This window comes from Streptomyces nigrescens (assembly GCF_027626975.1).
GTDB lineage: Bacteria > Actinomycetota > Actinomycetes > Streptomycetales > Streptomycetaceae > Streptomyces > Streptomyces nigrescens.
Map to the genome: position 1 here is coordinate 4,427,247 of NZ_CP114203.1, position 12,842 is coordinate 4,440,088.

At 71.1% G+C, this 12,842-nt stretch carries 10 protein-coding genes; 7 read left to right on the plus strand and 3 right to left on the minus strand.

The window, feature by feature from the left end; all coding sequences use genetic code 11:
• Window positions 1-344: 344 nt before the first annotated feature.
• The 6 genes from STRNI_RS19685 to STRNI_RS19710 all read left to right on the plus strand — a co-directional run bounded on the left by STRNI_RS19685 (window position 345) and on the right by STRNI_RS19710 (window position 8,526).
• Complete coding sequence (locus STRNI_RS19685) at window positions 345-2,675, plus strand: bifunctional SulP family inorganic anion transporter/carbonic anhydrase (protein ID WP_277411702.1); 2,331 nt, start codon at window positions 345-347, stop codon at window positions 2,673-2,675.
• Between the two features lie 149 nt (window positions 2,676-2,824).
• Window positions 2,825-4,789, plus strand: coding sequence for an acetate--CoA ligase (gene acs / locus STRNI_RS19690; RefSeq protein WP_159487070.1), 1,965 nt, complete (start codon window positions 2,825-2,827; stop codon window positions 4,787-4,789).
• Window positions 4,790-5,258: 469 nt separating this feature from the next.
• Window positions 5,259-6,653 (plus strand): Na+/H+ antiporter NhaA, encoded by a 1,395-nt coding sequence (nhaA, locus tag STRNI_RS19695; RefSeq protein WP_277411703.1) that lies wholly within the window; start codon window positions 5,259-5,261, stop codon window positions 6,651-6,653.
• 44 nt (window positions 6,654-6,697) lie between these two features.
• Window positions 6,698-7,156 (plus strand): phage holin family protein, encoded by a 459-nt coding sequence (locus tag STRNI_RS19700; RefSeq protein WP_018089969.1) that lies wholly within the window; start codon window positions 6,698-6,700, stop codon window positions 7,154-7,156.
• Window positions 7,153-8,091 (plus strand): alpha/beta fold hydrolase, encoded by a 939-nt coding sequence (locus tag STRNI_RS19705; RefSeq protein WP_127152288.1) that lies wholly within the window; start codon window positions 7,153-7,155, stop codon window positions 8,089-8,091. The genes STRNI_RS19700 and STRNI_RS19705 overlap by 4 nt, the downstream gene beginning before the upstream one ends.
• Window positions 8,092-8,328: 237 nt before the next feature.
• The gene (locus STRNI_RS19710; protein WP_078518634.1) at window positions 8,329-8,526 is read left to right on the plus strand and encodes a hypothetical protein; all 198 of its coding nucleotides are present in this window, start codon (window positions 8,329-8,331) and stop codon (window positions 8,524-8,526) included.
• Between the two features lie 92 nt (window positions 8,527-8,618).
• Here STRNI_RS19710 and STRNI_RS19715 read toward each other — a convergent pair whose 3' ends face one another.
• The 3 genes from STRNI_RS19715 to nth are packed head-to-tail and all read right to left on the minus strand — an operon-like array spanning window position 8,619 to window position 11,642.
• Window positions 8,619-9,818, minus strand: coding sequence for a MarP family serine protease (locus tag STRNI_RS19715; RefSeq protein WP_018089967.1), 1,200 nt, complete (start codon window positions 9,816-9,818; stop codon window positions 8,619-8,621).
• A 13-nt stretch (window positions 9,819-9,831) separates the two neighbouring features.
• The gene (locus STRNI_RS19720; protein WP_018089966.1) at window positions 9,832-10,560 is read right to left on the minus strand and encodes an NUDIX hydrolase; all 729 of its coding nucleotides are present in this window, start codon (window positions 10,558-10,560) and stop codon (window positions 9,832-9,834) included.
• 53 nt (window positions 10,561-10,613) lie between these two features.
• Window positions 10,614-11,642: an endonuclease III gene (gene nth / locus STRNI_RS19725; RefSeq protein WP_277411704.1), complete on the minus strand. Its 1,029-nt coding sequence runs from the start codon at window positions 11,640-11,642 to the stop codon at window positions 10,614-10,616.
• A gap of 445 nt (window positions 11,643-12,087) precedes the next feature.
• Between nth and STRNI_RS19730 the strand changes: the two genes are divergently transcribed.
• Window positions 12,088-12,762, plus strand: coding sequence for a Crp/Fnr family transcriptional regulator (locus STRNI_RS19730; protein ID WP_006604164.1), 675 nt, complete (start codon window positions 12,088-12,090; stop codon window positions 12,760-12,762).
• Window positions 12,763-12,842 lie beyond the last annotated feature (80 nt).

Consider the following 12,842-nt stretch of genomic DNA (forward strand, 5'->3'; position numbering starts at 1 on the left):
TTGCGTCGCGGCTGAGCGGCCGGCCCCTCATTCACGGCACCGGTGAGCGCCTTCCGAGGGGTGCATCGAAATCACCGCGCACACACCTTCCCGCACGAAGAAAAGAGCGGAAAACCACAAGACGAAAGTCACCCTGTTCACCGGATAGGGGGAAGGATTGCGGCGAATGCCTGCAAAAGCTTCTCCTTACCTTTACCTCTCATTACGGTTCATTTACCGAAGCTTGAGAGTCACCGGACCGTCACCCAACAGCGACGACCGCCGGTCGGCTCACGTCCCGCCGCAGTACACCGCCGCCCCACGATCGCGCCCCGCGCGACCGCGTCGCCCCGGAGGAGACGGGAATGTCGCAGACCGAGAAGTCGCCGCCGCAGCCGCCGCGCACACCGCACCCCACCGAAATCGCTCCCGGCCCCCGTATGCCCTCGGGGCACGGCACCCGTCCGAAGAGGGGCCGGGCCGTCCGCCGTGACCTCTCCGCCTCGGCCGTCGTCTTCCTGCTCGCCGTCCCGCTGTCCCTGGGCCTCGCCCTGGCCACCGGCGCCCCGCTCCAGGCCGGTCTGGTCTCCGCGGTCGTCGGCGGGATCGTCGCCGGTCTGCTCGGCGGCGCCCCGCTCCAGGTGACCGGCGCGGCAACCGGCCTCCTGGTGGTCACCGCCGATCTGGTGCAGCGCTACGGCTGGCGCGCCACCTGCGCCATCACGGTGCTGGCCGGACTCGCCCAACTCGCCCTGGGCGCACTGCGCGTGGCCCGTGCGGCGCTGGCCATCAGTCCGGCGATCGTGCACGGCATGCTGGCCGGCATCGGGGCCACCATCGCCGTCGGCCAGCTCCATGTGGTGCTCGGCGGCAGCCCGGACAGCTCGGCGCTCGACAACGCCGCCGCGCTGCCCGGCCAGTTGGCGCACCCGCACACCGTCGCGCTGCTGATCGGCGCCGTCACCGTCGCCGTGCTCCTCGGCTGGGGACGGCTGCCGGGCCGCGTCGGGCGGTGGGCGCGGGTGCTGCCCGCCCCGCTGGCCGCCGTGCTCGCCGCGACGGCCGTCAGCGCGGGGACGGAGGTGGCGCGGGTGGAGCTGCCGTCCTGGCGGACGCCCGAACTGCCGGTACTTCCGGACGGGTCCCTTCCGGCTCTTGCCGCCGCGGTGCTGACCGTCACCCTGGTCGCGAGCATGGAGTCGCTGCTGTCGGCGCTGGCCGTGGACCGGCTGGCGGCCGAGCGGCCGGACGCTCCCACGGGGCGTGCGCGGCTCAACCGCGAGCTGACCGGCCAGGGGGTGGCCAATACCGTCTCCGGGCTGCTCGGCGGGCTGCCGGTCTCCGGGGGCGCGATGCGCGGCTCGGCCAATGTGCGGGCGGGTGCGGTCACCCGACGCGCCACCGTGCTGCACGGCGTATGGGTGCTGCTGTGCGCGGGTCTGCTGGCCACGGCGCTGGAGATGATCCCGCTGGCCGCGCTCGCCGCGCTGGTGATGATCGTCGGCGTACGGATGGTGAGCTTCGCGCACATCCGGCATGTGCAGCGGCACCGCGAATTCCCGGTGTATGCCGCCACCTTGGGCGGCGTCGTCCTCTTCGGGGTGCTCCAGGGTGTGGTGACGGGCATCGCGGTCGCGGTCTTCCTGGCGCTGCGCCGGCTGACGCACACCCGTATCACGGTCACGGAGGAGGCCGACGGCCACCGGGTGCGGGTCAGCGGGCAGTTGACGTTTCTGGCGGTGCCGCGGCTGACCCGGGCTCTGGCACAGCTGCCGGCGCACACCGATGTCGTCGTCGAGCTGTGCGGCTCGTTCATGGATCATGCCGCCTACGAGGCGCTGCAGTCCTGGTCGGCCGCCCACCGGGCGCACGGCGGCCGGGTGACCCTCGGCGGCCGCTCGGGCCGGCCGATCGCCGCGGAGGCCGGTGCGCACTCCTGCCGGCCGTGGACGCCCTGGCGCAACCATCACTGCACCCGGCCCGCCCAGGACCGGGCGGCGGTCCCGGAGAGCAGCGGCAGCCAACTGCTGGGCGGGGTCTCCGCGTTCCAGCGCCATACGGCTCCGCTGGTGCGCGAGGAGCTGTCCCGGCTGGCGCGCGAGGGCCAGCGGCCCACCCAGCTGTTTCTGACCTGCGCCGACTCCCGGCTGGTCACCAGCATGATCACGTCCAGTGGGCCGGGCGATCTGTTCACCGTGCGCAATGTCGGCAATCTGATGCCGCCGCCCGGCTCGGACGCCTCCTGCGACTCCGTAGGGGCAGCGATCGAGTACGCGGTGGAAGTACTGCGGGTCGGCTCGATCACGGTGTGCGGGCATTCGGGGTGCGGCGCCATGGCGGCGCTGCTGGGCGCCGCCGCACCGGAAGACGCCGAGCCGACGCCGCTTGCCCGCTGGCTGCGGCACGGCCGGCCGAGCCTGGCCCGGATGCAGCGCATCGGACGGCTGGGCCGGGGCGAAGTCGCTCTCAGCGGGCGGCCGGTGGGCGACGACCAGGAGCGGCTGGCGCTCGTCAACGTCATGCAGCAGCTCGACCACCTCCGGGCACACCCGTGTGTGGCCCGCCGCGTGGCCGAGGGCACGCTCGCCCTGCACGGCATGTATTTCCACGTCGGTGAGGCCCAGGCATATGTGCTCGACGAGGCCGCCGGGCGGTTCTGCGCGGTGCGCGGCGAACCGGCGCCGGCCACGGTCTGACCTGCGCGGCTTCCCCTCAACAGCCCTGGCACGGACCGCGAACTGATAGGTCTACACCAATATTTGTCCACAGCCCTTGTCAGGGCCCGGCGCGGGCTGATGAGCTATGACCTGGGGACACATCGGACGCCCTGGGAATGGGAGAAGTTGTGAGCAACGAAAGCCTGGCCAACCTGCTCAAGGAGGAGCGGCGGTTCACGCCGCCCGCCGATCTGGCCGCGAACGCCAACGTCACGGCTGCCGCGTACGAGCAGGCCGCGGCAGACCGGCTGGGCTTCTGGGCCGAGCAGGCCGAACGCCTGTCCTGGGAGACCCCGCCCACCCAGACCCTCGACTGGTCCAACGCGCCCTTCGCGAAGTGGTTCGCCGACGGCAAGCTCAATGTCGCCTACAACTGCGTGGACCGGCATGTGGAGAACGGCCTGGGCGACCGGGTCGCCCTCCACTTCGAGGGCGAGCCCGGCGACACCCGCGCGATCACCTACGCCGAGCTCCAGCGTGAGGTCTCCAAGGCCGCCCATGCGCTGACCGAGCTGGGTGTGCGCAGCGGCGACCGGGTCGCCATCTACCTGCCGATGATCCCGGAAGCGGTCATCGCCATGCTGGCCTGTGCGCGCCTGGGCGCCCCGCACTCCGTCGTCTTCGGCGGCTTCTCCGCGGACGCCCTGGCGACCCGTATCAATGACGCGGACGCCCGCGTGGTGATCACCGCCGACGGCGGCTACCGCCGCGGCAAGCCCTCCGCCCTCAAGCCCGCCGTCGACACCGCCCTGACCAAGCCCGGTACGGAGAACGTCCGCAGCGTCCTGGTCGTGCGCCGCACCGGCCAGGAGGACATCGACTGGCACGAGGGCCGGGACGTCTGGTGGCACGAGATCGTCGAGCGGCAGAGCGACCAGCACACGCCCGAGGCCTTCGACGCCGAGCACCCGCTGTTCATCCTCTACACCTCCGGCACGACGGGTAAGCCCAAGGGCATCCTGCACACCACCGGCGGCTACCTCACCCAGGTGTCGTACACCCACCACGCGGTCTTCGACCTGAAGCCCGAGACCGACGTCTTCTGGTGCACCGCCGACGTCGGCTGGGTGACCGGCCACTCGTACATCACCTACGGCCCGCTCTCCAACGGCGCGACCGAGGTGCTCTACGAGGGAACGCCCGACACCCCGCACCAGGGCCGCTGGTGGGAGATCGTGCAGAAGTACGGCGTGACGATCCTCTACACCGCGCCGACCGCGATCCGCGCCTGCATGAAGTGGGGCGACGACATCCCGGCGAAGTTCGACCTGTCGTCGCTGCGCGTCCTCGGATCGGTGGGCGAGCCGATCAACCCCGAGGCATGGATGTGGTACCGCAAGCACATCGGGGCCGACAAGACACCCATCGTCGACACCTGGTGGCAGACCGAGACCGGCGGGATGATGCTCAGCCCGCTGCCGGGCGTCACGGCGACCAAGCCCGGCTCGGCCCAGGTGGCACTGCCCGGTATCGCCGCGACCGTCGTGGACGACGATGCGCGCGAGGTCCCGGACGGCGCCGGCGGCTACCTCGTCCTGACCGAGCCCTGGCCGGCCATGCTCCGCACGATCTGGGGCGACGACCAGCGTTATCTCGACACGTACTGGTCGCGCTTCGAGGGCAAGTACTTCGCCGGCGACGGCGCCAAGAAGGACGACGACGGCGACATCTGGCTGCTCGGCCGGGTGGACGACGTGATGCTGGTGTCCGGCCACAACATCTCCACCACCGAGGTGGAGTCGGCGCTGGTCTCGCATCCGAAGGTGGCCGAGGCCGCGGTCGTCGGCGCCGCCGACCCGCAGACCACCCAGGCCATCTGCGCCTTTGTCATCCTGCGCGGCGGTGCGGCGGAGGACGAGGGTCTGGTCGAGGAGCTGCGCGCCCATGTCGCCCAGCAGCTCGGCCCGATCGCCAAGCCCAAGCGGATCATGCCGGTCGCGGAGCTGCCCAAGACCCGCTCCGGCAAGATCATGCGGCGGCTGCTGCGCGATGTCGCCGAGAACCGCGACCTCGGTGATGTCACCACCCTCACCGATTCCTCGGTCATGGACCTGATCCAGGCGAAGCTGCCGAGCGCGGCCAGCGAGGACTGAGCAGGACGGAAGACGCAGGGGGCATCCGGCCGGCGCGGCCGGGTGCCCCTTGCCGTGGGGCCTCTTGTCATGGCCCCGACTTCTCGTGGGCCCGGCTCGTCGTGACCCGGCTTGCCGTGGCCCGGCTTACCGTGCCCCGGCTCCTCGTGCCCCGGCGGCCCGCCTGCCCATCAGCCGCGCGCGACGGGCAACGCCCGGGCCGCGGCCCGCCCCTCTCCAGCGGCCCGGCGCCCGGATTGACCGTAAAGTGAGGCCACCGGATAGCAGCTTGCACCCGCCCGGTACAGTGGGACACGCGTCAATGACACGCTAAAACTCTGGGTGCGCCGGGAAGTCTGGTCGGCAACTGCAACAGCCGTACACAGCTGCCGAAAGCCGGAGGTCACCGAGTGAGCGCGCCGAGCAACCCAACGATCAAGAAGCGTGTGCTGCGCGCATACCGCCCCGTCGAGCGCAGTGAGGCCGGCGCATGAGCGGCCCCGGAAACCGTCGCGCCCCGTTCCTCGGACGGATGTCCCTGCCCGAGCGGAACTTCATCGCGGAGGCGCTCCGGGCCGAAACCGTCGGCGGCATCCTCCTCCTCGTCGCCGCCGTAGCGGCCCTGATCTGGGCAAACACCCTCGGCGCAAGCTACGAGGCGGTCCGCGGCTTCCATCTCGGACCGGCCGCGCTGGGCCTGGACCTGTCCGTCCAGCACTGGGCCGCCAACGGGCTGCTCGCGGTCTTCTTCTTCGTCGCCGGTATCGAGCTCAAGCGCGAACTGGTCGCCGGCGAGCTCCGGGACCCCAAGGCGGCTGCGCTCCCGGTGGTCGCCGCGCTCTGCGGGATGGCGATGCCGGCGCTCGTCTACTTCGCCGTCAACAGCATCGGCGGCGGCTCGCTGCAGGGCTGGGCGGTCCCCACCGCGACCGATATCGCCTTCGCGCTCGCCGTCCTCGCCGTCATCGGGACGTCCCTGCCCGCCGCGCTGCGCGCCTTCCTGCTCACCCTCGCCGTCGTCGACGACCTCTTCGCGATCCTGATCATCGCGATCTTCTTCACCTCGAAGATCGACTTTCTGGCGCTCGGCCTCGCCGCCGCCGGCCTGGTGATCTTCTATCTGCTGCTGCGCAAGGGCGTCCGCGGCTGGTACGTCTACGTCCCGCTCGCCCTGGTCATCTGGGGCCTGATGGAGAACAGCGGGGTGCACGCCACCATCGCCGGCGTCGCCATGGGCCTGATGCTGCGCTGCACCCGGCGCGACGGCGAGACACAGTCCCCGGGCGAACACATCGAGCATCTGGTCCGCCCCCTGTCGGCCGGCCTCGCCGTGCCGCTGTTCGCCCTCTTCTCCGCGGGCGTGTCCATATCCGGCGGCGCGGTCCATGAGGTCTTCACCCGGCCGGAGACGCTCGGGGTCGTGCTCGGCCTGGTGGTGGGCAAGGCGCTCGGCATCTTCGGCGGCACATGGTGCACCGCCCGCTTCACCAGGGCCGAGCTCAACCCCGACCTGAAGTGGCCGGATGTCTTCGCCGTCGCCTCCCTGGCCGGCATCGGCTTCACGGTCTCCCTGCTCATCGGCGAACTCGCCTTCGCCGGGGACCTGGTGCTGACCGACGAGATCAAGGCATCGGTGCTGATCGGCTCGCTGCTGGCAGCCGTCTTCGCCGGCATCCTCCTCAAGGTCCGCAACACCAAGTACAAGAAGCTGTGCGAGGACGAGGAGCGGGACGAGGACCAGGACGGCATCCCCGACATCTACGAACTCGACAAGCCGGAGTACCACCTGCGGATGGCGGCAATCCACGAAGCCAAGGCCGCCGAGCACCGGCGGCTTGCCGAAGTGGCCTCCGGCACGCATGCCGGAGACGATGGTCCGGCATGATCTGAGAGGCTTTGCATCCGGGTGAAGAGATGAGGGAGACGGCGATGAGCGCAGTGCACGACGGCACGGACCGCAGCCTCGGACAGCTGGTGGCCACGGCCACGGCCGAAATGTCCGCGCTGGTGCACGACGAGATCGCGCTGGCCAAGGCGGAGTTCCGGCAGGACGCCAAGCGCGCCGGCATCGGCAGTGCCGCGTTCATGGTGGCCGGCGCGCTGGCGCTGTTCGCGCTGCCGGTGCTGAGCTTCGCGGCGGCGTACGGCATCCACAACCTCGGCCTCGGGCTCGCCTGGTCCTTCCTGATCGTGGGCGGTGCCTTCCTGGTCCTCGCCGGGCTGCTGGCCCTCATCGCGATGGCCAAGATGAAGAAGATCAAGAAGCCGGAGAAGTCCATCAACTCCGCCAAGGAGACCGCGGCCGTACTCCAGAAGGCCAAGCCGCACCCGCGCGTGGCGCCCGTGGAGCACCCGGTGCTGGAGTCTGTGACACGCTCATCGGTATGACAGCCCCTGACAGCACCGCGTCGGTCGTACGGATCGACATCCCCGGCGGGAGAGAGGTGTCGCACCGCGATGTCGCGGCCAACGGCGCCCGCTTCCACATCGCGGAGATGGGCGACGGCCCCCTGGTGCTGCTGCTGCACGGCTTTCCGCAGTTCTGGTGGACCTGGCGGCATCAGATGCCGGCGCTCGCCGACGCGGGCTTCCGCGCGGTCGCCATGGATCTGCGCGGCGTCGGCGGCAGCGACCGCACCCCGCGCGGCTACGACCCGGCGAACCTCGCCCTGGACATCACCGGCGTCATACGGTCCCTGGGGGAGCCGGACGCCGCGCTCGTCGGGCACGATCTGGGCGGCTATCTCGCCTGGACGGCGGCGGTGATGCGGCCCAAGCTGGTGCGCCGGCTGGCCGTGTCCTCGATGCCGCACCCGCGCCGCTGGCGCTCGGCGATGCTGGCCGACGTCCGGCAGAGCGCCCGGAGTTCGCACATCTGGAACTTCCAGCGGCCCTGGCTGCCGGAGCGCGCGCTGACCGCGGACGACGCGGCGCTGGTGGGCCGGATGATCCGCGACTGGTCCGGCCCCCGGCCGCCGGAGGACGAGGCGCTGGCGGTCTACCGGCGGGCGATGAGCATCCCCTCGACGGCGCACTGCTCGATCGAGCCGTACCGCTGGATGGTGCGGTCGATGGCCCGCCCCGACGGTCTCCAGTTCAACCGCCGGATGAAGATGCCCGTACGGGTCCCGACGCTGCATCTGCACGGCTCGCTCGACCCGGTGATGCGCACCCGCAGCGCGGCCGGCTCCGGCGAGTACGTGGAGGCGCCGTACCGCTGGCGGCTGTTCGACGGCCTGGGGCACTTCCCGCACGAGGAGGACCCGGTGGCGTTCTCCACCGAGCTGATCAACTGGCTGAAGGACCCGGAACCGGACCGGTGACGAGGCTCGGCCCGGGAGGGGCAACGACGCCCCCGGAGCGGACCGTTGAACCCGCCGCGCGAACCGGTTCGCCCGTAGGCCCGCGGACCGCTGAGCGGGCTCCCCGAACCGCTCAGCGGAGCCCCTCCGCACCGCGCTCGAACGCGCGTATGACGAACAGCCACTTGCCCGGCGCATAGGCCAATTGGCGGTCCCCGGGGCGGTTACGGACCTTGGGCCACGGGCAGAGTCGAGGGTATGGGCTGGACGCACGACTACCGTGACGTGGCACGCAACCGCCGCAGCAGTGCCGCTGCAGTGGGTACTCAGGAAAGGGGAACCCCGGACCTCAGGTCCGGCGAATCCCCCGACCCGACGCACCCGATGGGGATCCCGCGCATCCTGCGCCGCAGAGCGCGCTGGATGAGCGCGCGGCTACGCCATCCCCGTACCTGAATTCCCGGCCCGCTGACGGGGCGCGGGATCCTTCCCCCGCGTCCCGCCGGCGGACCCGGCAGTGACCCGCCGGCAGACCGGGGTGGCACCCCCTAGATCGCGCAGCCCTGGCTGTCGACCTGCTGCTGGGCCGCGCGCCCCCTGGTGACGTCCTCGCGGACCTCGTCGGCGGTCAGTGCATAGCCGGTGCGCGAGTCGTCCAGCGACTTCGCGAAGACGACACCGTAGACCTTGCCCTGCGGGGTGAGCAGCGGGCCGCCGGAGTTGCCCTGCCGGACCGTGGCGTAGAGGGAGTAGACATCGCGGCCGACCGTGCCGCGGTGGTAGATGTCCGGGCCCTTCGCCTGGATACGGCCGCGGACACGGGCGGCGCGGACGTCATAGCCGCCGTTCTCCGGGAAGCCGGCGACGATGGCGCCGTTGCCGCTGTCCGCGTCCGCGCCGGTGAACTGCAGCGCCGGTGCGTCCAGCGAGGGCACGTCCAGGACCGCGATATCGCGCCGCCAGTCGTAGAGCACGACCTTGGCGTCGTACGTACGGCCCTCGCCGCCCACCTGGACGGTCGGCTCGCGCACCCCGCCGACGACATGGGCGTTGGTCATCACGCGGTGCCGGCCGAAGACGAAGCCGCTGCCTTCGAGGACCTTGCCGCAGCTGGGAGCCGTGCCGACGACCTTGACGATGCTGCGCTTGGCCTGCGCCGCGACCGGGCTGGTGGCCAGCCGGGGATCGGGCGCCGGCACATTGGTGATCGGTTCGTTGGAGAACGGCGTGAAGACCTGCGGGAATCCGTTCTGCGCGAGGACCGAGGAGAAGTCCGCGAACCACGTGCCGGCCTGCTGGGGCATCACCCGGGACACCCCGAGCAGCACCTTGGAGTTACGGACCTCCTTGCCGAGCGTCGGCAGGGAGGTACCGGCCAGCGCCGAGCCGATCAGCCAGGCGACCAGCAGCATCGCCAGGACGTTGACCAGCGCGCCGCCGGTCGCGTCCAGCGCTCTCGCCGGTGACCACGTGATGTGGCGGCGCAGTTTGTTGCCCAGGTGGGTGGTGAACGCCTGGCCCACGGATGCGCACACGATCACGATGGCAACCGCCGCGATGGCCGCGAAGGTGCCGGGGGTGGCATCGCCGGTGATCTCGTTCCAGATCACGGGCAGCAGATAGACCGCGATCAGACCGCCTCCGAGGAAGCCGATCACGGACAGGATGCCGACGACAAAGCCTTGCCGATAGCCGATGATCGCGAACCACACGGCCGCGACCAGCAACAGGATGTCCAGGACGTTCACGCCGGACACCGTCTCACGAGCGCCAGTCGAGCGGGACCGCCTTGTCACGGTCCCACGGAATCTCCCAGCCCGCGTAGTGCAGGATCCGGTCGATGACTCCGGCCGTAAACCCCCAGACCAGGGCGTTCTCGACAAGGAACGCAGGACCGATGTGGCCGCTGGGATGGCGCGTCGTCACGCGATGGGCCGGGTTCGTGAGATCCGCCACGGGAACCGTGAACACCCGGGCGGTCTCCGCCTGGTCGACCGCGCCGACCGGGCTCGGCCGGCGCCACCACCCCAGGACGGGCGTCACCACGAAGCCGCTGACGGGGATGTAGAGCCGCGGCAGGACGGCGAAGACCTGCACACCGGAGGGGTCGAGGCCGGTCTCCTCCTGGGCCTCGCGCAGCGCCGCCCGTACCGGACCGGAACCCTCCGGGTCGCCGTCCTCCGGGTCGAGGGCGCCACCGGGGAAGGAGGGCTGGCCGGCGTGTGAGCGAAGGGTGCCGGCGCGCTCCATCAGGAGCAGCTCGGGGCCGCGGGGGCCGTGGCCGAAGAGGATCAGCACCGCGGACTGCCGGCCACCGCTCTCGGGCGGCAGAAAGCGGCTGAGCTGGGGCGGCTCGATGGTGGCGGCCACCTGGGCCACCGGGTCCAGCCACTCGGGCAGGCCCTCGGCCGTGACCGTCGCCTCCCGGCCGGACGCCGGCTCTCCGGCGTCCGCCTCCTTGCCGTACTGCTGCTCCCGTGCACTCCTCATACGCGCCCCCTCAGGCCTGGCGTCGATCGTCGGTCACCTCTGGGCGGCGGTCGTCAGGAAGCGGCCACCGGGGGCGCCATCGGCGGCGCGGGCTGTCCCGGATAGTCGGCCGGGGGCTTCAGCCGCTGCCCCGGCTGGCCGCCCAGCTCGTACTTCAGCAGCTTCTTGGCCTTCTCCGGGTCCGTCTCGCCCTCGCCGTACGCGGGGCACAGCGGGGCGATGGCGCAGGCTCCGCAGGCGGGCTTGCGGGAGTGGCAGACGCGGCGGCCGTGGAAGACGACCCGGTGCGAGAGCATCGTCCACTCGCTCTTGGGGAAGATCTCGGCGACATCCGCCTCGACCTTCTCGGCATCCTCCGCGGTGGTCCAGCCGAAGCGGCGCGCCAGACGGCCGAAGTGGGTGTCGACGGTGATGCCCGGGACACCGAAGGCGTTGCCCAGCACCACATTCGCGGTCTTGCGGCCGACCCCGGGGAGGGTGACGAGGTCCTCCAGGCGGCCCGGCACCTCACCGCCGAAACGGTCGCGGAGCGCCGCCGACAGGCCGATCAGCGACTTCGTCTTGGCCCGGAAGAAACCGGTCGGCCGGATCAGCTCCTCCAGCTTCTCCGGGGGCATTGCGGCCATGTCCTCGGGCGTCGGGCAGACCGCGAAGAGGCGCGGAGTGGTCTGGTTGACCCTCAGGTCGGTGGTCTGCGCGGACAGGACCGTCGCGACCAGGAGCTCGAAGGGGTTGGTGAAGTCCAGCTCGGGGTGGGCGTACGGATACAGCTCGGCCAGCTCACGGTTGATCCGGCGGGCCCGCCGCACCATGGCGACCCGGGACTCGGGCTTGCGCGCGGCGGTCTTCTTGGCGGGGGCCTGCCCGGCGGCCGTCTTTGCCGTCTTCTTCGCCGTGGCCTTCTTCGCCGTGGCCTGCTTGGCCGGGGCGGTCTTCCTGGCGGCCGTCTTCTTGGCGGCTGTCTTCCTGGCGGGGGCCTGCTCGATGGCCGCGGTGGACTTCTTGGTGACGGTCTTCTTCGCGGCAGCCGTCTTCGTGACGGCCTTCTTGGCCGCCGCCGGCTTCTCGGGGGTTGCGTTCACGGAGCGGCCTTCTTCCCTGCCGAGGTCTTGCCTGCCGGAGTCTTCCTCGCGGCGGTCTGCACGGTCGTGTCCTGCGCCGACGGTCGCGACGCGCCGGATTTCCGGACGGGCGGCTTCCGGTGGGGCGTCACCCCGGAGAGCGATTTGTTACTTTTATCCGAATCCGGTGTGCGGCCGGACGGCTGTTCGCCCACAGCGGAATCACGCCCTGCGCTCACTCGTCCGGCCCCCCAGTCCTCTGCTCTCACCGGCGTATTGGACACTCGGCCAGACTAAGGCCAGCCACTGACATCCGGCTTGATCGCTGTGAATCCTGACCCCAATCGGCCCCCTGCCTTATGGCTCGGGGCACCGGTCCGGCAAACTTGTGATTGATCGCACTGTTTTGCATTCCGGCATGATGGGGACCACAGTCCCCCGGAGCATGTCGACAAGGAGAGATCTCGTGGACGACGTTCTGCGGCGCGCACCGCTCTTCGCGGCGCTCGATGACGAGCAGGCGGCCGAGCTGCGCGCCTCTATGGGAGAGGTCACGCTCGCCCGCGGCGACGCCCTGTTCCACGAAGGGGACCCCGGCGACCGCCTGTACGTGGTCACCGAGGGCAAGGTGAAGCTGCACCGCACTTCCCCCGACGGGCGGGAGAACATGCTCGCCGTCCTCGGCCCGGGAGAGCTGATCGGTGAGCTCTCGCTCTTCGACCCCGGCCCCCGTACGGCCACGGCTTCCGCCCTCACCGAGGTAAAGCTCCTCGGCCTGGGCCACGGCGACCTCCAGCCCTGGCTGAACGCCCGCCCCGAGGTGGCCACGGCCCTGCTGCGTGCGGTCGCCCGCCGGCTGCGCAAGACCAATGACCAGATGTCCGACCTGGTCTTCTCGGACGTACCGGGCCGCGTGGCACGCGCCCTGCTCGACCTGTCGCGCCGCTTCGGCGTGCAGTCCGAGGAAGGCATCCACGTCGTCCACGACCTGACGCAGGAAGAGCTGGCCCAGCTGGTCGGCGCCTCCCGCGAGACGGTCAACAAGGCGCTGGCGGACTTCGCGGGCCGCGGCTGGCTGCGCCTGGAGGCGCGCGCCGTGATCCTGCTGGACGTCGAGCGGCTGGCCAAGCGCTCGCGCTGACCGGCTCGCAGACAGCCTGGAAGGGCCCCGCTCCGGCGGGGCCCTTCGTCATGGCCGCGCGGGCCCGGCGGAGGCCCCAT